The organism is Zhenhengia yiwuensis, assembly GCF_014384995.1.
Taxonomy (GTDB): Bacteria; Bacillota; Clostridia; order Lachnospirales; family Cellulosilyticaceae; genus Zhenhengia; species Zhenhengia yiwuensis.
Genome location: NZ_JACRSY010000014.1, coordinates 74,740 through 94,231, shown reverse-complemented (window position 1 = coordinate 94,231; position 19,492 = coordinate 74,740). Strand labels below are relative to the sequence as shown.

The 19,492-nt window shown below is 34.7% G+C and carries 19 protein-coding genes, 1 tRNA gene, 2 rRNA genes and 1 other annotated feature; of the genes, 15 read left to right on the top strand and 7 right to left on the bottom strand.

The window, feature by feature from the left end:
• The 7 genes from H8718_RS10265 to H8718_RS10235 all read left to right on the top strand — a co-directional run.
• Positions 1 to 223: ribosomal RNA gene (locus tag H8718_RS10265) — 23S ribosomal RNA — on the top strand; the annotation flags it as partial.
• Positions 224 to 308: 85 nt separating this feature from the next.
• Positions 309 to 426 (top strand): 5S ribosomal RNA (gene rrf / locus H8718_RS10260).
• Positions 427 to 430: 4 nt separating this feature from the next.
• Positions 431 to 512, top strand: a tRNA-Tyr gene (locus H8718_RS10255).
• 104 nt (positions 513 to 616) lie between these two features.
• The gene (locus H8718_RS10250) at positions 617 to 1,354 is read left to right on the top strand and encodes an alpha/beta fold hydrolase (protein WP_177671693.1); all 738 of its coding nucleotides are present in this window, start codon (positions 617 to 619) and stop codon (positions 1,352 to 1,354) included.
• Between the two features lie 83 nt (positions 1,355 to 1,437).
• Complete coding sequence (locus tag H8718_RS10245; RefSeq protein WP_249332798.1) at positions 1,438 to 2,175, top strand: hypothetical protein; 738 nt, start codon at positions 1,438 to 1,440, stop codon at positions 2,173 to 2,175.
• A gap of 248 nt (positions 2,176 to 2,423) precedes the next feature.
• Complete coding sequence (locus H8718_RS10240; protein WP_177671695.1) at positions 2,424 to 2,621, top strand: cold shock domain-containing protein; 198 nt, start codon at positions 2,424 to 2,426, stop codon at positions 2,619 to 2,621.
• Between the two features lie 118 nt (positions 2,622 to 2,739).
• Positions 2,740 to 3,315, top strand: a complete 576-nt coding sequence (locus H8718_RS10235; RefSeq protein WP_177671696.1) for a DUF975 family protein — start codon at positions 2,740 to 2,742, stop codon at positions 3,313 to 3,315.
• Positions 3,316 to 3,357: 42 nt separating this feature from the next.
• Here the strand turns inward: H8718_RS10235 and trhA are convergent, their stop codons facing one another.
• On the bottom strand, positions 3,358 to 4,005 hold the full coding sequence (gene trhA, locus H8718_RS10230) for a PAQR family membrane homeostasis protein TrhA (protein WP_249332797.1): 648 nt from the start codon (positions 4,003 to 4,005) through the stop codon (positions 3,358 to 3,360).
• Positions 4,006 to 4,174: 169 nt separating this feature from the next.
• Here trhA and H8718_RS10225 point away from each other — a divergent pair, with 169 nt between their 5' ends.
• Both H8718_RS10225 and H8718_RS10220 read left to right on the top strand, forming a co-directional pair.
• Positions 4,175 to 4,753, top strand: a complete 579-nt coding sequence (locus tag H8718_RS10225) for a DUF1836 domain-containing protein (RefSeq protein ID WP_177671698.1) — start codon at positions 4,175 to 4,177, stop codon at positions 4,751 to 4,753.
• 188 nt (positions 4,754 to 4,941) lie between these two features.
• Positions 4,942 to 6,600: a phosphoenolpyruvate carboxykinase (ATP) gene (locus H8718_RS10220; RefSeq protein ID WP_177671699.1), complete on the top strand. Its 1,659-nt coding sequence runs from the start codon at positions 4,942 to 4,944 to the stop codon at positions 6,598 to 6,600.
• 97 nt (positions 6,601 to 6,697) lie between these two features.
• On the opposite strand, the gene H8718_RS10215 is transcribed toward H8718_RS10220, so the two are convergent.
• Positions 6,698 to 7,042, bottom strand: coding sequence for a PH domain-containing protein (locus H8718_RS10215; RefSeq protein WP_249332796.1), 345 nt, complete (start codon positions 7,040 to 7,042; stop codon positions 6,698 to 6,700).
• Positions 7,043 to 7,188: 146 nt separating this feature from the next.
• Between H8718_RS10215 and H8718_RS10210 the strand changes: the two genes are divergently transcribed.
• Positions 7,189 to 8,532, top strand: a complete 1,344-nt coding sequence (locus tag H8718_RS10210) for an amino acid permease (protein WP_177671701.1) — start codon at positions 7,189 to 7,191, stop codon at positions 8,530 to 8,532.
• A gap of 70 nt (positions 8,533 to 8,602) precedes the next feature.
• Here the strand turns inward: H8718_RS10210 and H8718_RS10205 are convergent, their stop codons facing one another.
• The 4 genes from H8718_RS10205 to H8718_RS10190 form a co-directional block, all read right to left on the bottom strand.
• Positions 8,603 to 9,769 carry a M20 family metallopeptidase gene (locus tag H8718_RS10205; RefSeq protein ID WP_177671702.1) on the bottom strand — a complete coding sequence of 389 codons (1,167 nt, stop codon included), beginning with the start codon at positions 9,767 to 9,769 and terminating at the stop codon, positions 8,603 to 8,605.
• Between the two features lie 98 nt (positions 9,770 to 9,867).
• Positions 9,868 to 10,692, bottom strand: a complete 825-nt coding sequence (locus H8718_RS10200) for a MetQ/NlpA family ABC transporter substrate-binding protein (RefSeq protein WP_249332795.1) — start codon at positions 10,690 to 10,692, stop codon at positions 9,868 to 9,870.
• Positions 10,693 to 10,737: 45 nt separating this feature from the next.
• Positions 10,738 to 11,421, bottom strand: coding sequence for a methionine ABC transporter permease (locus H8718_RS10195; protein ID WP_330597641.1), 684 nt, complete (start codon positions 11,419 to 11,421; stop codon positions 10,738 to 10,740).
• Positions 11,387 to 12,418 (bottom strand): methionine ABC transporter ATP-binding protein, encoded by a 1,032-nt coding sequence (locus H8718_RS10190; protein ID WP_249332794.1) that lies wholly within the window; start codon positions 12,416 to 12,418, stop codon positions 11,387 to 11,389. The genes H8718_RS10195 and H8718_RS10190 overlap by 35 nt, the downstream gene beginning before the upstream one ends.
• A gap of 66 nt (positions 12,419 to 12,484) precedes the next feature.
• Positions 12,485 to 12,749: a binding site (T-box leader), on the bottom strand.
• A 209-nt stretch (positions 12,750 to 12,958) separates the two neighbouring features.
• Between H8718_RS10190 and H8718_RS10185 the strand changes: the two genes are divergently transcribed.
• Positions 12,959 to 13,528, top strand: coding sequence for an NUDIX hydrolase (locus H8718_RS10185; protein WP_249332793.1), 570 nt, complete (start codon positions 12,959 to 12,961; stop codon positions 13,526 to 13,528).
• A 142-nt stretch (positions 13,529 to 13,670) separates the two neighbouring features.
• Positions 13,671 to 15,629, top strand: coding sequence for a methionine--tRNA ligase (gene metG, locus H8718_RS10180; RefSeq protein WP_249332792.1), 1,959 nt, complete (start codon positions 13,671 to 13,673; stop codon positions 15,627 to 15,629).
• Between the two features lie 166 nt (positions 15,630 to 15,795).
• On the opposite strand, the gene H8718_RS10175 is transcribed toward metG, so the two are convergent.
• The gene (locus H8718_RS10175) at positions 15,796 to 17,160 is read right to left on the bottom strand and encodes a glycoside hydrolase family 18 protein (RefSeq protein ID WP_249332791.1); all 1,365 of its coding nucleotides are present in this window, start codon (positions 17,158 to 17,160) and stop codon (positions 15,796 to 15,798) included.
• Between the two features lie 162 nt (positions 17,161 to 17,322).
• Between H8718_RS10175 and H8718_RS10170 the strand changes: the two genes are divergently transcribed.
• From H8718_RS10170 to H8718_RS10160, 3 genes are all read left to right on the top strand, one after another.
• On the top strand, positions 17,323 to 18,495 hold the full coding sequence (locus tag H8718_RS10170; RefSeq protein ID WP_177671708.1) for a GNAT family N-acetyltransferase: 1,173 nt from the start codon (positions 17,323 to 17,325) through the stop codon (positions 18,493 to 18,495).
• A gap of 14 nt (positions 18,496 to 18,509) precedes the next feature.
• Entirely contained in the window at positions 18,510 to 18,710 is a 201-nt protein-coding gene (locus tag H8718_RS10165; protein ID WP_177671709.1) for a hypothetical protein, read from the top strand.
• 71 nt (positions 18,711 to 18,781) lie between these two features.
• Positions 18,782 to 19,375, top strand: coding sequence for a 5' nucleotidase, NT5C type (locus H8718_RS10160; protein WP_177671710.1), 594 nt, complete (start codon positions 18,782 to 18,784; stop codon positions 19,373 to 19,375).
• Positions 19,376 to 19,492 lie beyond the last annotated feature (117 nt).

Genomic DNA, 19,492 nt, shown 5'->3' with positions numbered 1-19,492 from the left:
ACGGACCGCTGGTGCATCTGTTAGGCTGCCAAGCCTATAGCAGAGTAGCCAAGTCTGGAACTGATAAACGCTGAAGGCATCTAAGCGTGAAACAGACCTCAAGATAAGACTTCCCATCCGAAAGGAGTAAGACCCCTTGTAGACTACGAGGTAGATAGGTTGGAGGTGTAAGCATGGTAACATGTGTAGCTGACCAATACTAACGGTTCGAGGGTTTGACCTAAAAACAAGGTTAACTTGTTGCAGTATTTGTTTTTGAGAGTATAAGTATTATACTTTTAGGAATACTAATTAAATACTCAAATATTTTTGGTGACGATGCGCTTTAGGGAAACACCCGTTCCCATACCGAACACGTAGGTTAAGACTAAAGCGGCCGATGGTACTTGGCTGGAGACGGCCTGGGAGAGTAGGTGGTTGCCAAATTTATGGAGGGGTTCCCGAGTGGCCAAAGGGGGCAGACTGTAAATCTGTTGGCACCGCCTTCGAAGGTTCGAATCCTTCTCCCTCCACTACCAAAGTGCAAGATGTAATCTTGCACTTTTTTTGTATTTTAAAATAGTGTATCATAATAAAAAGAATTTCAGGACATTAGTAAAAGGAATGAGGATAGGATATGTATTTTGATGAAATGGGTGATAGAAAGAATCATACTATTATTATGCTACATGGGGCAGGTCTTCCATTAGGATTTTCAAGACAATATAGTTTAGCTACAGAGTATCATCTAGTATTACCACATTTATATGGTAATGGAGAAGAAGCTAGTAAAGATTATACATTAGATAAGTGTGTAGAAGGTGTGTTAGATATTATAAAGTCTCTTGGAAAAGACAAGATAACGATTGTTGGTTTCTCTATAGGAGCACAGCTTATTATTCCTATACTTTGTAAAGGAGAAGCTTATTTTGATAAGGCTATTTTAATAAGTCCATGGGTATGTAAAAGTGAAAAAGCACTTAAATCAGTCGTAGAGAGTATGAATCAAATGGGAAGTTTAATGCATATAAAGTGGGTTGCTAAGTTACAAGCTCAGATGGTAGGAATGAATCAGAATGATAAAGAGCGTTTTATTACTTATTGTAAAAATACAACAAAAGAGAATCTTATTGCTATGGTGAAGCAAGGTGTTAACATTGAAGATTACAATGAATATAGAGACTTAAAGATTCCTATGTTAGTTTTAGCAGGAAGCAAAGAGAATGAGGAGATACATGCTTCAGTTAAGCTGCTTCAAAAGCTTAATCCAGAGTATTGTAAGATTCAGATATTAGAAAAACATGGGCATGATATTCCCTATAATAAATCACAACTATTTAACACTATCCTATTAGACTTTTTAAATCATAAATAGACAAAGATAGTCGACAGGAAATAATTGTAAAAAATTTACAGCTATGCTATACTGATACAACCTAATTTTAGGAGGGACAGAGGATGAAAAAGTATGGGGTATACGTTGTAATCAGTATAGTAGGTTTAGGAAGTATACTAGGAGTAAGCATGCTTAGAGAGAGAGAACGTAAAATTGATATTCAAGCTTATATAGGAAAATCTTATGAAGAAGAACTTCCTAAAGAATTAGAACAAAAAGGTATAGAAGTAAAATACGGAGACAATAATGAAATTTTAGCCTTACTCATTAACCGTAAAAACTATGAAGTAGATTCAATTGAAGTGGGAGATTCCGTAGATAAGATCGAAGAGATTTATCCAAAAGAGTGGATTAATAAGGGTGAACACACAGTTAAGATTTCTTATGGTAGGGAAAGTCATTATGGTGTTGCAACAGATTTTATTATCTATGTAATAGGTAATAACAATAAAATACAAAGTATTATTATAGGAAAGACAGCCGAATTTATAGATTCACCACTACCAGATTCTAATAGGCAAGCTAAAGAATTACTTCAAGGTAAGTGGCGATCTCAAGATGAAAGAGTATTAAGTTTTGAAGAAGATTTATTTAATGATACCTACATGGATGTATTATGGGATCAACAAACTTATAAAGTAATAGCACCTAACAGACTCATGCTATCTAGGCAAAAAGAAGAGCAAAGTGAAAAACTAACTTTGAATTTTTGGTTAGATGAGAGTATACTATATCTCTTTACAATTAATGAAAAAGGCATGCCTATTGAGGAAAGTATAGAAGTATTTTCAAAGTTTTAAAAAGTAGTTTAATAAAAAAATACGAATAATAATTTCACTTAAATTGACTATATTTGAGTCAAATTGTACAAAAAAATGAAGACAAATTCCTTGATTATTTATTATACATGTGTTATCCTAATCATGTAAGTTAAAATATTGGAATTAAACGATGGTAGGCCGCATGTTCTATAAAACACTGGACCGAAAGCGTTTTGTAGTACAGTGTTTTAGCAGTAACTTTTTTTTAAAATAAGGAGGCCTAGCACATGGTAGGTAAAGTTAAATGGTTTAACGCAGAAAAAGGTTTTGGATTCATTGAAAGAGAAGATGGAGATGACGTATTCGTACATTTCACAGCTATCCAATCAGAAGGATTCAAAACATTAGAAGAAGGTCAAACAGTTGAATTCGATATCGTTGAAGGCAACAGAGGACCTCAAGCTGCTAACGTTATTCGTAAATAATGAAATAATAAGCCTATAAGCATATGCTTATAGGCTATTTTTATGTATAAATTAGGTATATTTTTTATTGCTTCTTAATAAGTTTAATAGGGATTAATAAAATTAAGGAGGAGATAGAATGTTTACAAGGGAAGAAGTTAAAGCCGCAAGTAAGGAGCAGTTAAAAGGACGTTGGGGAATAGTAGGAGGCCTTTTTCTTGTTATTACAATTTTGCTTATAGGAATACAGTTTATTCCCTATATTGGTTTTTTAGGTAATTACATAATAAGTGGAGCTTGTACTTTGAGTTATATTATTATATGTTTTAAAGTTATTCAAAGAGAACCTCTAGGAATAGAGGATGCTTTCAGTGGCTTTAAAAACTTTGGTAAATCAATAGGACTTTTCTTTTGGCAATTACTATGGGTTTTTTTATGGACACTGTTATTTATCATTCCTGGTATTATTAAATCTTATAGTTATTGTATGAGCTTCTATATTTTAGCTGATCATCCTGAAATAACTGTACGAGAAGCTATGAATGAAAGTAAACGTATGACTCAAGGGCATAAAATGGATCTTTTCATTTTGCAGCTATCATTTATAGGATGGGGAATATTAGCAACATTAACTTTTGGAATAGGGTACTTTTGGCTTATACCTTATATGCAAGTGACAATGGCTAATACTTATAAGAAGCTTGCTAATCAATAGGAATTAAAAATAGGATACCTTATATAGGTATCCTATCTTAGTTTAAAGTACATAATTAAAAACACACCAGTAGTGGCATGCACTGCCTAGCATAACAAAAATATGGAATAATTCATGAAAGCCAAATATTTTAGAGATATTTGGCTTTTTTAGACCATAGATAATACCACCAATAGTATACATGATACCGCCTAATGCTAACCATGTAAGACCACCTGTATTAAGGGCTTTAGAAAGTGGACTTAATGCAAGAACAGCAACCCAGCCCATGCCAATATAAAAACCTGTTGAAATCCATCTAGGCATATTAATCCAGAAAACTTTAAGGGTAATACCTATAATAGCAAGAGACCAGATTATGGTAATAATACTAATTTGCCATGCACCTGTAAGAGCAAGTAAGCAAAATGGTGTATAAGACCCTGCAATAAGTATAAAAATCATAGAATGATCTAATTTCTTAAGTTTAAGTAAAACAGCTTGATTAGCTCTAACTGCATGGTAAATGCCACTAGCTGTATAAAGTGCTACAAGGCTTAAACCAAAAATAGTAATAGACACGATAGCTGTTGTAGTAAGTGGCGAACCTTTGCCACCATATATAAGTAATAATATAGTACCGATAAAAGAAAGACCGGCACCTATAAGATGAGTATAAGCGTTAATAGGTTCTCTAATGTATTGATTCATTGAAACATCCCCTAACCTTGACAAGTAGTTTTAAATACTACTTAATATTATAACTAAAATATATCATAATATACATATTGTAGTCAATATAGTTTCTATAATAATTTGGCTTGATTTTATAAAAGGGATTAGGTATGATAAAATCAAGAAACACAAGGAGGCTACGGACATGGAGAGTAAATGGTTAGAAGAAGAAGTTGCTAAATTAGGCCTTGAAGAATATATAGGACTTGGAGATATTCCAGACCTTGATTTATATATGGATCAGCTTATTACATTGTTTGAAAGCAAGCTTAGTCATACAAAGCGTTATGAGGGGGACAAGCTTTTGACTAAAACAATGATTAACAATTACACAAAAGATAAGGTATTAATGCCTGCACATAAAAAGAAATATACTAAAGATCATATTATTCTTATGATTCTTCTTTACCATCTTAAAGGTATTATTAGCATTGGAGACATAAAAGATTTATTTTCATCCTTAAAAATAGATGAGAACTTAGATAGTCATAAATTAGCAAATTTTTATGAGGCATATTTAGCATGCCGAGATAAGGAGTTATCTTATTTCAATTTTGGAATTGAAAAGCGTATAGAAATGGTCAATGAAGAAATGGAAAAAATGCAAATACACGATGAAAAGGTAGGGGCTATGTTGTTAGTATGTACTTTAATAGAGCAAGCTACTTACCATAAAAGGTTAGCAGAGCACATTATAGATAAATGTATTAAGGGAGAGGAGTAGTCATTAGGCTACTCTTTATTTATTGGATAAACTAGTATAAAAGTTGATAATTTATTATTAATGTCTGAAATTTGTGTTGACAAATATTGTAACAAATTAGATAATTAGATTTGGGAAAGGATTTTATTTTGAAGATTATTCCTAAATAGGCGTACAATTATTTTTTATAAACGAAGGAGGATTTCATAATGGCAACAAAATCTAGATTTCCAAGAACAGAAATTGGTGCGAATAACCCTATCTTTGGACAAATTCGTACAACAATTGAAACAGCATTTTATGGTAATAATGTAACACCTGTAACTTCATTAAAGGAAGCTTACAAACTTGCAAAAAATGCTCCGGGAACAATCGTGACAGATATTCCTGTTTATAGACCAGATTTACTTGGTTTAGATGATGATACAAAAATTCTTCTCTTCAATGACGGTGCAGTAAGTGGGCGCGCAGCAGCAGCTCGTAAAATTATGGGAGAACCTGGTGTAAATCAAGGTGAATATGCTCTTAAAATTAGCGAAGCAATTTACAAAGCTCGTACTAAAAAACTGTATCATGCACAAGCAATCGTAGGCCTTGATAAAGACTTCTCAGTAAAAGCGCATCTTTGTATCCCAGAAACTCAAGAAAATATTATGTACTCTTGGTTATTGAATTTCCAAGCTATTAATGAAGAAGTAGCTAAAATGTATGCAGAATCTAAAGAGTATCCAGAAGGAGATCTTTATATATTCTCAGATCCAGACTGGTCACATCCAGATCATCCAATGGGTCTTACATTCTTTGATCCAGAACATAACTGTGCTGCTATCTTAGGTATGAGATACTTTGGAGAACATAAAAAAGGTACATTAACCCTTGCGTGGGCTATGGCGAACCGTCATGGATATGCTTCATGCCATGGTGGACAAAAACGTTATAACCTTGGTGAAGGTAAATCATTCGTTGCTGGTGTATTCGGACTTTCAGGTTCAGGTAAATCAACTCTTACACATGCTCGCCATGGTGGTAAATACGATATTACAGTACTTCATGATGATGCTTTTGTTATTTCAACAGAAAATGGCTCATCAGTAGCTCTTGAACCAGCATATTTTGATAAAACTCAAGATTATCCACTTACATGTGAAGATAATAAATACCTTGTTACAATGCAAAACTGTGGTGCTACAGTAGATGAAGATGGTAAGATTGTACCAGTCACAGAAGATGTTCGTAATGGTAATGGTCGTGCTGTTAAATCTATTCTTTGGTCACCAAATCGTGTAAATAAATTTGAAGAACCAGTTAATGCAATCTTCTGGATTATGAAGGACCCTACAATTCCACCAATCGTTAAATTAAGTGGAGCAGAACTTGCTTCTGTAATGGGTGCTACACTTGCTACAAAACGTTCAAGTGCAGAAAGACTTGCTCCAGGGGTTGACCCTAATGCGTTAGTTGTTGAGCCATATGCTAACCCATTTAGAACATACCCACTTGTAAATGACTACGAAAAGTTCAAAGCATTAGTTGCTGAAAGAAACGTAGATTGCTATATCGTAAATACAGGGGACTTTATGGGTAAAAAAGTAACACCAAAAGATACACTTGGTGCACTTGAAGCAGTAGTAGAAGGAAGAGCTACATTTAAGCCATGGGGACCATTCTCTGATATTGAAATTATGGAACTTGAAGGTTTCATACCAAACCTTGAAGATGAAAATTACGTTGAACAATTACAAAAACGTATGCAAGATCGCGTAGATTTCATCAAATCTCGTGATACAGAAAAAGGTGGCTTTGATAAACTTCCAGCTGATGCTTTAGAGGCATTACAGAAAGTTGTGGATGAAGCACACACTATTTAATTTCATACATAATAAGAGATAAAAAAGGTAGTACTAGCTTTTAAGGCTAGTTACTACCTTTTTAATTTTATTAATAAATATGACAGAAAAAGTATAATTACTTGCAAATGTAGGAGGCTAGTAATTTTTCAACTTCTAAAATATCTGTTCCTCTACTAAATTCAATAGAAAAATGTGTTCCTTTAGTGTATAATTTAATTTCGTTATCAAATTCGAAAACTCCACCTTTTTCGACCCCGAAATAGTAGATGGAATGGTAAGGAAGTGAAATGAGTTGTTTTTTTGTAGACAAAGCTTCTTTATCAATAAAGATGATACGTTTGTTAGTAAAACAAATTTCATCTAATACAAGACGATAAACAGCCTCAATAACCTCACCTTCTATAAGGTATCGCTCAAATTGAGATGTATTATCTGTCTTACTACCACCAAATAATCCCATGTGTATAACCTCCTAAAAATTAGATAAACTTTATGAAAAGTATAATCTAATTTTTAGAATTAGTCTATGCACTTAGTAACTTATATAATGAAAGGATTTACACATAATAGGGATAAAAGTTTATTTTAGCAACTTAAGGAGACATCATGAAAAACAAAACACATTTAAAGCGTGAACTGGGTCTTGCCGCTGCAACGTCCATTGTTGTAGGAAACATGATTGGTTCAGGAATTTTCACATCGCCGCAGAGTCTCGCTCAAGTGGCAAATCCAATAGTTACTGTCTTAGCATGGGTAATTACCGGCCTAGGATCTATTTTATTAGCCCTATCTTTTGCTAACCTTGGGACAAAATATCCTGCAACAGGGGGGCCTATTGTTTATACCCATAAAGCTTTCGGTGAGTTTATGGCATTTCTTGTATCATGGACATTCTGGTTAGGATCTTGGATCGGAAATGCAGCTATTATTACAGCAGTTATACGCTATCTGACTACATTCTTCCCAGCACTTGGGACAAACGGTATTTTAGCTTTCGCTGTTTCTTCCTTATTATTATGGATATTTACTTATATTAATTATAAAGGTGTAAAAAATGCAGGCTATGTAAGCATTATTACAACAGTAATTAAAATAGGTGTTATTTTAGTTTTTATGGTTATTGCATGCATTGGATTTGATGCAGCAAATCTTACAACCTCTGTATCTGAAGAGGCAAACAGCTTAGGGGCACTTCCAGCAGCTATTGCTATTACACTATGGTCATTTGTAGGACTTGAAAGTGCGACTATATCAGGGGGAGAAATTAAAAATCCAGAGAAAAATATTAAAAGAAGTACAGTTATTGGAACGGGGTTAGCTGTACTCATTTATATTTTCTTATCTGTTCTTGCAATGGGAAGTATGCCACAGAATATGTTAGCAACTACACAAGCACCTCTAGCGGATATTATGAATTATGTAACAGGTGCTACATGGGGTGGTTACTTTATTTCTGGTGGTATTGTTATTGCCGCTGCAGGTGCATTAAGTGGATGGGTACTCACAACTGCAAGACTTGCTTATGCAGCAGGTGAAGATGGGCTTTTCCCTAAATTCTTTGCAAAAGTACATCCAAAATACAATACACCAGTTGTAGCATTAGTCATCACAAGTTTATGTACAAATGCATTATTACTTTTAAACTATGTATCTAACCTAACAGAAGCTTTTGACTTTATGATTAACTTAGCAACATTATCCTTCATTCCAGCTTATGCCTTAACAGCATGTGCAGAGATCATACTTACATTTAGAAAGGAACACAAATTAACCTTATTAAGTTTCCTTAAGCATGGGTTCCTTTCATTAATTGCTTTTGGTTATGCAATTTACATCATCTATGGTGCAGGCTCAGAAAGTGCTATGTGGATATTTATTCTTATGTTAGTAGGAATTCCTTTCTATGTTTATAAGAAGTTACAAGGTGAAGTAGGGCATTCTATAAAATAAAGCATGAAAAAACACCTTAAAGTAGGTTTGAAGTCTACTTTAAGGTGTTTTTCTATATTAAAGAAAAATATTAAGCAGTAAAGGTACGTTTAATATTTTCAAGTAATGCACTATCAGTTAATACCTTAAGCCCTGTTAAAGCAAGTGTTTTAGCTCCAAGGCTGATAGAAGCATCTGCTTTAGGTGAGATACAAGCTGATGCAAATTCTACTGTATGAGCAGGAATTGGCGTATCTGAAATACTAAGAGTAGGGTGAATAGTTGGTATAGCATGGCTAACATTGCCTGCATCTGTAGAACCCATTGCGCGGTCTACAGTAGAAACTGTTTCACCTAATTCTTCAAGCGTAGTTGCAAAAATATCATCTAATATAGCATTTGGAGAAAGGTTATCTAATACGTGTTGAATATGGGTGTATTTAGTAGTACAGCCTGTAGAAAGTGCGCTACCTTCTGCAATACTTTTAACCTTTCTAATAACTTCTTGTAAACCTTCACTTGTAGCAGCTCTAAGATAAAAACGTGCTCTAGTATAGTCAGGAATAATATTAGCTGCCTGACCGCCATCTAAAATAACCCCATGAATACGTACATCAGATGTAAGTTGTTGTCTTAAAGCAGCAATACCATTGTAAAAGAGCAGTAAAGCGTCTAAAGCATTAATACCATCTTCAGGGCAGCTAGCCGCATGGGCAGGCTTACCAAAGAATTCAAAGTCCATAGGTGCAATAGCAAGAGAAGATGGTGTTTTTTGATTGTGAGAACCTGGATGGATCATCATAGCTACATCTGTTCCTTCAAATAAGCCAGCTTTTACATAGCTTGCTTTAGCACTTCCATTTACGCCACCTTCTTCAGCAGGTGTGCCAAATACTTTAATAGTACCTCCAATATCATCAATAACTTTACTTAGTGCAATAGCGGCCCCAATGCTTGTTACACCAATAATGTTATGACCACATGCATGCCCAAGGCCAGGGAGTGCATCATATTCGGCTAGAAATCCAATAGTAGCCCCCGCTTTACTACTAGATTTGGTAGCGATAAATCCCGTTCTATGACCAGCAATATCTGTTATTACATCAAACCCATGTGATTGTAATTCTTTAGAGAGTATTTCACACGCAAACTCTTCTTCATTACTTATTTCAGGTCTAGCATGAATAGCATGGCTAATCTCTACTAAACGCTCATTAATTGCAGCAACTGTATCTAAAATTATTTCCCTAGCAATCATTTTCGTTACCTCCGTAAGTATTTTATTCATTTATATTTATAAAGACAAATTATTCCCTAACAAGTTATATACACACTCTGTATACCCATACAAGTATTTTAAAATACTGGAAGCATTGCTCCATCATAAACTTCATCAATAAGTGCTTTTACTTCGTCTGTTTGATAAATCTCTACTAAACGTTTAAGTGCTGCATTATCTTTATCACTTGTTCTAACAGCAAAGATATTATAGTAGTTGAAAGCGTTTTCTGATTCAGGATCTTCTATATAAATAGAGTCTTCAAGTGGTTTAAATCCAGCGTCAACAGCTACCCCATTGTTGATGAGCGCTAAATCTAAATCTGGAAGTGAACGTGGAATTTGGTTAGCAGCCATATCTTGAATTTTAAGATTCTTTGGATTGGCTGTTACATCTTTTAATGTAGGGATGAGACCAGCTGCATCATCTACTTCAATAAGACCAGCTTCTTCGAGGAGAAGAAGTGCACGGCCACCATTTGTAAGGTCGTTTGGAATAGCTACAAGCCCACCTTCTGCAATGTCAGTCGCATTTTCAAGTTTGTCAGAATAGATGCCCATTGGTGCAAATACAGTGTTGCCGAGTGCTGTAAGGTCTAATTTATGTTCTTCTTTGAACTGTTCAAAGTAGATGTTAGTTTGGAAAGAGTTAATGTCAATTTCACCTTGGTCTAAAGCCATATTTGGCTGAATGTAATCAGCAAAGCTAATCACTTCGAGTTCAATATTTTCTTTAGCAAGTTCTTCTTGGATATAATCCCAGATTCTAAAGTCTGTACCATTTACACCGAGTTTTATTTTAGTAGTATCTGAAGAGACATCTTCACTAGAACCACATCCTGTAAAAATAGAAGTTGCAGCCACAAGGCTTAAAGTTAAAAGAGCTAATTTTTTAAATTTCATTGTTCATCATCCTTTCAATCTATAAATAATCTAATTTAATTTAATTTAATGTGTAAGCTTCCTTGAGATGTAATCTCCAATGCTTTGCACAAGGGTAACGATAATAAGTAAGAGGATAACAGTCACAACCATAATGTCTGTTTTGAAGTATTGATAACCATATTGGATAGCGAAGTTTCCAAGACCACCACCACCAACGCTACCAGCCATTGCAGAGAAGCCAATAAGACTGATAAGTGAAATAGTTACAGCATGCACGATGTTGGGAAGGCCTTCAGGAATAATAACTTTAAAGATAATCTCTAAAGGACTACTCCCCATAGCTTTTGCAGCTTCAAGTACACCTTTATCTACTTTTTGAAGTGCTACTTCAACCTGTCTTGCAATAAAAGGTGTAACCCCTACAATAAGAGGAACAAGTGCCCCTTTGACACCGATAGTTGTGCCGACTACAAAGCGTGTAAAAGGTACGATAGCAGCAATCAAAATAACAAAAGGAATGGATCTAAAGACATTAATCACTTTAGAAAGTATGCTGTATACTACTTTGTTCTCCAAAATATGTTTAGGACTTGTAATGAGAAGGATAAGTCCTAAAGGAATACCGATAAGAGAAGCGATAAGACCAGAGATCCCCACAGTAACAAAAGTTTCGTTGAGGGCTTTAATCATTTCCGGGAAATACTCTATAACATTAGGCACTAGTTCTTGTAATAATGCGTTCATCATCTATAACCTCCACTTCAATATGTTGTCTAATATAATCAAGCGCTTTTTGTACTTCTTCTTCACTACCATGTAAATCAATAACGAGGTTCCCAACTAAGATATCTTGCAGTTTCTCAATATTACCGAAGGTAATATTAGCAGTTACTTTAAAGTGTTGAGATAAAGCAGAGATTAAAGGTGAACCTGTAGAACCTCCTATATATTTTAAGTGAAGCATCTTAGCTATTTCACCTTCATGAGGTAGGCTTAAACGTTCAAAGTGCATATCTTTTGCCAGAAAATCTTGAGTGATTTGACTTTGTGGTTGGGTATACACATCAATAAGCTGGCCAACTTCCAGAACACAGCCATGTTCCATAACGGCAATTTTGTTACAGATTTCTTTAATCACTTCCATCTGGTGTGTAATAAGTACAATAGTAATACCTAACTCTTTATTGATTTTTTTAAGTAGAGCTAGGATAGACTGTGTAGTCTGTGGGTCGAGTGCAGAAGTAGCCTCATCACAGAGTAGAATTTCTGGGTTAGTAGCTAAGGCACGGGCGATAGCTACTCTTTGCTTTTGACCACCACTTAGTTGTGAAGGATAGCTATTTACTTTATCTTCTAGGTCTACAAGCCTAAGGAGGTCTTTAACTCTATTGACTATAGTTGATTTACCAAGCTTTTGACTTTTAAGTGGATACGCAATGTTTTCAAAAACTGTTTTGCTATGCATTAAGTTAAAGTGTTGAAAAATCATGCCAATTTTTTTACGTATATGGCGAAGTTCTTTTTCTTTAAGCTGTGTAATGTCCTGGCCCAGGAGAAGTACTTCACCAGAAGTTGGCACTTCAAGTCCATTAATACAGCGGAGCAGTGTACTCTTGCCAGCACCGCTATAACCGATAATACCGAAGATATCACCTTTATCTATTGTAAGTGTTACATTTTTTAATGCATCTACATGAGCTTCTTTACTTTTGAATGTTTTACTAACGTTTTTAATTTCAATCATTTTCTAGGCCTCCCTATAAGTTTTTTAAGGCAATCAAAAAACCCCGTCTCTATAGCTTTTTAATGCTATAGAGACGGGGTATATATACACCGTGGTACCACTCTAATTCATCTATTCCTCACGAAATAGATCTCTTCAAGTACGTCACCTAATAAGATGAGTATACTCTATCGCTATAACAGGCGAATCCTGTTGCAGCCTAAACCCTATAAGGGCAGTCGGTGCACCACTCCAAGGCCATATTCAGTTTATTATTCTCTGCTTCTTTTCAGCTACCGAAGCTCTCTGGTAAGAGACATCCTAAACTTACTCTCCTTTTCAAGGCGTTTGTACGTTCATTTGATTAATGTGAAGTTTAGCATAAGACAAAAACCAATTGCAATATATTTTTTGAAAATAGGATAAGAATTGTGAATAATAACTATAAAATAAATTATACAATGGTGCAAAAATATTCTATTTTACCTATAAGAAAAATATTTTATAGGCCTGAAGAAGCTGTGGTACAATAAAAAGAAAATGGCACTTAGGAGTAAAAACATGGAAAAGTGGATGCAAGAAATAAGACAGTACAAGCCTTATAATGAACAAGAAGAAAAAGATAAAGCTTTAATTTTAACTTGTATGGATGCATATGATAATTTGCTTACAAGAGAAAATCCAGTAGCACATTTTTCAAGTTCAGGATTTATTGTTAATAAAACAAGAGACAAAGTACTAATGATTCATCATAATATTTACAATGCATGGTCATGGACTGGTGGTCATACAGATGGAGAAACAGATTTTTTAGGTGTAGCCATCAGAGAAGCGAAGGAAGAGACTGGCGTTCAAGAGGTAAAAGTTCTATCAGAAGGGATACTTTCTTTAGATGTACTACCTGTACCAGCGCATATTAAAAAAGGTGTGTATGTATCAGCTCATTTACACTTATCTATTGCATACCTTGTAGAGGTAGATGAAGAAGAATTACTTAGAGTTAAACCAGATGAAAATAGTGGTGTTAAATGGATTGCTATAGAGGAATTAGATAAGTATGTAGACAATGAGCCAGACATGCTTATTCTTTATAAAAAGTTTCTTGAAAAAATGAAAGTCTATAATTTATAGTTAGAAGTATGAAACCTGAAAAATTTAGTCACACTATAGTAAATGTAGGTAATATTTTCTGTAGTGGTGTTGTAAACAGATACAATTGTATCTATAATACTATAAGAGATAATGAAAACAAAACAAAGGAGGCGGGTAAGTAATGAGCAAACCAACTTTTTATATTACAACCCCTATTTACTATCCAAGTAATAAGCTTCACATCGGACATTCGTATACAACTGTGGCAGCAGATGCCATGTCAAGATATAAAAGACTTCGTGGATATGATGTAATGTTCCTTACAGGAACAGATGAACATGGTCAAAAGATTGAACGCCGTGCGGCAGAAGAAGGTGTAACACCTCAAGCATTCGTAGATGGCATTGTAGATTGGATCAAAGACCTTTGGAAAACAATGGACATTAGCTATGATAAATTTATCCGTACAACAGATCAAGACCATAAAGCTACTGTACAAAAAATCTTTAAGGCACTTTATGATAAAGGTGATATCTATAAGAGTGAATATGAAGGTATGTACTGTACACCATGTGAGACATTCTTCACAGAACATCAACTTGTAGATGGCAAATGCCCAGACTGTGGTAGACCAGTTGAGAAAGTAAAAGAAGAATCTTATTTCTTCAAGCTTTCAAAATACCAAGATCGTATTATTAAGCACATTGAAGATCACCCAGAATTTATCCAACCACAAACAAGACAAAACGAAATGCTGAATAACTTCCTTCGTCCAGGTCTTGAAGATCTTTGTGTATCTCGTACATCATTTAAATGGGGTATTCCAGTAGAGTTTGACACAGATCACGTAGTATATGTATGGCTTGATGCTTTATCAAACTACATCTCAGCACTTGGTTATGGTAGTGACAATGATGAGCTTTACAATAAGTTCTGGCCAGCAGATGTGCACCTTGTAGGTAAAGAGATTATCCGTTTCCATACAATCATTTGGCCAGCTATCCTTATGGCGCTTGACCTTCCACTTCCAAAACAAGTATTTGGTCACGGATGGCTTGTAATCGATGGTGGTAAAATGAGTAAATCTAAAGGTAACGTAGTAGATCCTAGTGCACTTGTAAGTCGCTATGGTAGTGATGCAATCCGTTACTTCCTTCTTCGTGAAATTGCATTCGGACAAGACGGTAACTTTACAAATGAAGCACTTATTTCACGTATCAACTCAGACCTTGCTAATGATCTTGGTAACCTTACATCACGTACAGTTGCTATGATTGAAAAATACTTTGAAGGAGGCGTACTTCCAGAAGTACATGAAGGTAATGAGTTTGATGCAGATGTACAAGAAGTTGTCCGTATTCAAACACAAAAAATGGAAGAAAATATGGAAAAACTCTTCTTTAACAATGCCCTTGAAGATATCTGGGTAATGATTAGAAGATTCAACAAATACATTGATGAAACAATGCCATGGGTACTTGCAAAAGATGAAGCAAACAAACCAAAACTTGCAGGTGTACTTTATACATTAGCAGAAGGATTACGTATTGTAAGTATTATGATTGAACCATTTATGCCTCGTACACCAGAGCTTATCTGGGAACAAATTGGCTTAAGTCGTGGGGAACTTACAGCTTGGGAGACAATCCATACATGGGGTACAATGCCAAATTCTGTTCATGCTAAAAAAGGCACAAATATGTTCCCTCGTATTGATAAAGATAAAGAGTTAGCAGAACTTGAAACAGCTATGGAAGCAGCAAAAGCTGCAGTAGCTCCAAAAGTAGAAGAAAAACCTGCTAAACCAGCTAAAGAAGAAATTACAATTGATGACTTTGCAAAAGTTGAACTTAAAATTGGTGAAGTAATTGAATGTGAACGCGTACCAAAAGCAGATAAATTACTTGTTTCTAAAATTAGAATTGGTGATGAAGTAAGACAAATCGTATCAGGTATTGCTAAATACTATGCTCCAGAAGAATTTGTAGGTAAAAAGGTAGTTGTAGTAACTAACCTTAAACCAGTTAAACTTCGTGGTATTCTTTCAGAAGGTATGGTACTTTGTGCATCAGATGATGAGGGTAACTTAGTAGCAGTGGGACCACTTGGTGAAATGGTTCATGGTGCAGATGTTAAATAATTTATAAATAAAAAGGTTGATGTAAATAATGTTTACATCAACCTTTTTTATATCATGATCTTTTAAAATGTTCAAATTCAGATACAAGTTTACTAACGCTATTTTTGTTTCAGAAGCTGCATGGCTACTTTATTGAATAATGTTTTCAATAGATATAGCTTCTTTCTTAACCTAAATATTCTTGTGCAAGGATTTCTTCTAATGTTCTTGGGTCATTAATAGCAAGATACATATCATTAGCTAATATATTTGCCTGGTCCATATTGGTTTGCCATGTAAAAAGGCCACCTAAACAATTATCAGCAACATATTGGCCTTTGAAGTAAATAGAAAGGCCGTTATCAAAGGCAAGGAAGAAGTTTCCGAATTGGTCAACGATATAAGGAGCTTTAGCAACATTATCCCATCTTACAGTATAACCATTTGTGTTAAGGTAAGACCTACGGATTTCATCGAAGGTCCTTGTAATTGTGGCACCATTTCTGCCGTAAAGAGGAAGACCAAGTAGAAGCTGTTCTGGAGGCATACCAGCATTAATAAGATTTTGAACATATAAATCAGCACTTATATTGTTAAAGGCAAGGTCTGATGGAAAAAGATTAGAATGATGTCTTGCACCTTGGGCGCCTGTTACACCAGCTGTAAAGTCATAGGCCATAATATTGAAATAGTTAATAATAGGGGCAATACCTGCAATATCTACATTACGAATATAAGATGCATCCCCAGTGCCAGCTACACTAATCCAGGCATCGGAACCTAATACATCACGTAATGCTTGGAGTAAGAGTGTAAAGTTTTCTCTATCTTGAGGTCTTGAAGTAATACCAGCGGCACTACTACCAGGATACTCCCAGTCAATATCTACCCCATCTAAGTCATATTCATCTACCCAGCTTCTAACTTCTCTAGCAAAATTGTAGCGAGACTGTGGTGTAAGAGCGGCGTCAGAGAAGCCATCATTACCCCAGCCACCAATACCTAATATAACTTTAAGATTAGGGTCTGAAAATCTAAGGTTAGCAAGTTCCTGAAGATATCTTCTAGAATATACATCTAGCGACCCATCAGGCTGAATAAGTGCAAAAGCATAAATAACAAAGTCTAAAAGAAATGGGTCTACATTTTGAGGGTCGCCAAGAACATATTCACCTACTACTTTTTGGATATTAGGACAGGCTGGGTTAGTAGGTTGGTTGGAAACACTTTGAATTTCAGGCCTATAACCTTTTTTAAGAGAATCTACAATAGTCACAACGTGGGAAGCAGTTAATGGAGAAGAGATATCATCATGAATGATAGCTCTGAGAATTTCACTAGGATCTATAATATAAAGAGTAGTATCTGTGGTTCGACTAGGGAGCTGTACGATTTGAATATCATTTTGATGAAGGATTTCATCCGGGCCCCTTAATAAACTAGTATGTTTAAGATAGGATGTAGGGGCATTACAAACAACTGTCCACTTATTATTACTACTCATTCCACGAAGTTGAGGAAATTTATAACCTATTTGAGGAATACGTGGCATGAATAAACAACTCCTTTTTTATGGTATATATTAATAATATTTCAAGATGTTTCCAATGTTGCTTGTTCAAAGCCAAAATAATTAAGTTTTGCAAAAAAAATAAGGAACAAGTAAAATAAAATGAAGAGAGAGAAAGTATTTTAAGGTAAAAGGAGCAAAAAAATGAGATTAGTAGAGCTAAATAAAGAAAAGGAGTTATATGAAAAACGTTTTATAGACTTAATGTGTTATTGCTTCAAAATGTGCACAGAAGAAGATTTTAGATTAGATTGGCTTCTATCAACTCCAGATAGAGAGACTATTCTTGGATTATTAGATGAAGAAGTATTAGCAAGTTGCATTACTATACCATATAAGACTATTTATATAGAAGGAAAACCAGTTTCTATGGCAGGTGTTGGAGGTGTAACAACAGCCAGTACGTATAGAAGTGGGGGCGTATGTAGTAGGCTCATTCAAGAAGGCCTTAAAGTCATGTATGAAAAAGGTGCCGTTTTTTCAATGCTTGCTCCATTTTCATATGAATTTTATCAGAAGTTAGGGTGGAAATGGTGTTATAATAACATGCAATATGTCTTCGAGGTTGACAGATTAAAACGTTTTAAAAATGAAGGACATATTTCTTATGTAACAGCAAAGAATGAGCAAGAGCTTAAAGATTTTTATGAAGCTTACATTAAGCAACTAAATGGTTCTTGTATACGTGATGATGTGCAATGGGGTAAGCGTACAAGTAAAAAATTAGACCATTACACTGTTCTTTATAGAAATGACCAAGGCCAAGTAGAAGGCTATATGATTTATAAAATTGTTCATGAAAAACTTCAATTGGAAGTTGTAGAGATGCAGTATACGAGTATGAAAGCTTTAAGAAGCTTCTTTAACTACATTTATGTTCATAATGCGCAGGTTACTACAGTGAGTATAGAAGCTAAAGAACATGATCTAATTTTAGATGTCTTACCTAATCCAAGATGTGAAGCAAAGCTTATAAGCTATATGATGGGGAGAATTGTTAATGTAGTTAAGGCCCTAGAATGCTACAATTTTATAAAAGAAGGTACTTTTATAATACAGGTAGAAGATGATATTTGTGAATGGAACAATGGCTATTTCAAGGTAACTATTAAGGCAAATCAGGTAGAGGTGCAGCAAGTACAGGAAAAGCCTGATTTTAAAATAGATGTAAGAGAATTAATGCAACTTATAATTGGATTTAAGACACTTAAAGACATAGATAAAGTAGAGGCAGTGGAATGGTATCAGAATAAAGAACATATTATGGAGTTATTTAAAGCAACTAGAAGTGAGGTAGCCTTATATGACTACTTCTAGATAAGGAGTGTGACATGGAGAAGGACATTAAAGAAGAACTTAAACTTATTAAACAAGAGCTTAAAGTACAAAGAGCATTACTGAACACGCTAGATATTCAGTTTAAAAATTCTCCTTATAATCAAAATCCAGAGTCTATTAAACGTAAGAAACAAGCTATTATGGACAGAATAGAAAAGTTAGAGCGATTAAGGAACGAAAAGGCTGGTTTTTAATAAAATAATAGTACCATACATTTTCAAATGACATAAAAGAGTAGACCGATATAAGAAAGAAGGTGAGGATTTTGCAAGCAAGAAAACCTATCTTGTTAGTAGATCAAGATGATGTGTTAGCAGAATATATTAAGGGAGTTATAGTAGAATTTAATAAAGAATATGATACAGATTTTACTATAGAAGATTGTGTAGACTGGGATTTAGTATCTATTTTTGGTGAGCAGATCCTAGATGTTATGCATAGGCCAAAGCTGTTTAGGGAATTAGAGCCTGTAGCCAATGCCATTGAAGTCTTTGAGAGACTATATAAAAGTAATCTATTTGAGATGTATATTGTAACAGCAGCACATCCTTCATCTGTGGAGCCAAAACATGAATGGATTAAGGAGTATATGCCATTTTTCCCACTTAATCATGTTATTGTATGTTCTAAAAAGCAAATGATTAAAGGGGATTACTTATTAGATGACGGTTTGCATAATATTAAGGATTTTGCAGAAGTAGGGGGAACACCTATTATATTTGATAGACCGCATAATAGAAAAGAAGGCATAGACTATACGCGTATTGGTAATTGGTTAGAGTTTGAAGAGTGGATTATGAATGAATGCTATCCAGGGCAGTATACACATTATTTTGAGAAAGAAGAAACTGCAATTTAAATTAAGAAAGGGCTGTGATGCAACGTATTTATGGGTTGTATCACAGCCCTTTTGTATAATTTCAAGCAAAACACCCATAATACTTATAAAGAGTGTCTCGAAAGGTATGTGCTTTTT

Bases quoted from the DNA above. Each gene is read 5' to 3' on its own strand.
- H8718_RS10200 (WP_249332795.1), bottom strand. From the start codon at position 10,692: ATGAAATTTAAAAAATTAGCTCTTTTAACTTTAAGCCTTGTGGCTGCA.
- trhA (WP_249332797.1), bottom strand. From the start codon at position 4,005: ATGAATCAATACATTAGAGAACCTATTAACGCTTATACTCATCTTATA.
- H8718_RS10250 (WP_177671693.1), top strand. From the start codon at position 617: ATGTATTTTGATGAAATGGGTGATAGAAAGAATCATACTATTATTATG.
- H8718_RS10240 (WP_177671695.1), top strand. From the start codon at position 2,424: ATGGTAGGTAAAGTTAAATGGTTTAACGCAGAAAAAGGTTTTGGATTC.
- H8718_RS10220 (WP_177671699.1), top strand. From the start codon at position 4,942: ATGGCAACAAAATCTAGATTTCCAAGAACAGAAATTGGTGCGAATAAC.
- H8718_RS10175 (WP_249332791.1), bottom strand. From the start codon at position 17,160: ATGCCACGTATTCCTCAAATAGGTTATAAATTTCCTCAACTTCGTGGA.
- H8718_RS10195 (WP_330597641.1), bottom strand. From the start codon at position 11,421: ATGATGAACGCATTATTACAAGAACTAGTGCCTAATGTTATAGAGTAT.
- H8718_RS10210 (WP_177671701.1), top strand. From the start codon at position 7,189: ATGAAAAACAAAACACATTTAAAGCGTGAACTGGGTCTTGCCGCTGCA.
- H8718_RS10165 (WP_177671709.1), top strand. From the start codon at position 18,510: ATGGAGAAGGACATTAAAGAAGAACTTAAACTTATTAAACAAGAGCTT.
- H8718_RS10170 (WP_177671708.1), top strand. From the start codon at position 17,323: ATGAGATTAGTAGAGCTAAATAAAGAAAAGGAGTTATATGAAAAACGT.
- H8718_RS10235 (WP_177671696.1), top strand. From the start codon at position 2,740: ATGTTTACAAGGGAAGAAGTTAAAGCCGCAAGTAAGGAGCAGTTAAAA.
- H8718_RS10190 (WP_249332794.1), bottom strand. From the start codon at position 12,418: ATGATTGAAATTAAAAACGTTAGTAAAACATTCAAAAGTAAAGAAGCT.
- H8718_RS10185 (WP_249332793.1), top strand. From the start codon at position 12,959: ATGGAAAAGTGGATGCAAGAAATAAGACAGTACAAGCCTTATAATGAA.
- H8718_RS10225 (WP_177671698.1), top strand. From the start codon at position 4,175: ATGGAGAGTAAATGGTTAGAAGAAGAAGTTGCTAAATTAGGCCTTGAA.
- H8718_RS10205 (WP_177671702.1), bottom strand. From the start codon at position 9,769: ATGATTGCTAGGGAAATAATTTTAGATACAGTTGCTGCAATTAATGAG.
- H8718_RS10215 (WP_249332796.1), bottom strand. From the start codon at position 7,042: ATGGGATTATTTGGTGGTAGTAAGACAGATAATACATCTCAATTTGAG.
- H8718_RS10245 (WP_249332798.1), top strand. From the start codon at position 1,438: ATGAAAAAGTATGGGGTATACGTTGTAATCAGTATAGTAGGTTTAGGA.
- metG (WP_249332792.1), top strand. From the start codon at position 13,671: ATGAGCAAACCAACTTTTTATATTACAACCCCTATTTACTATCCAAGT.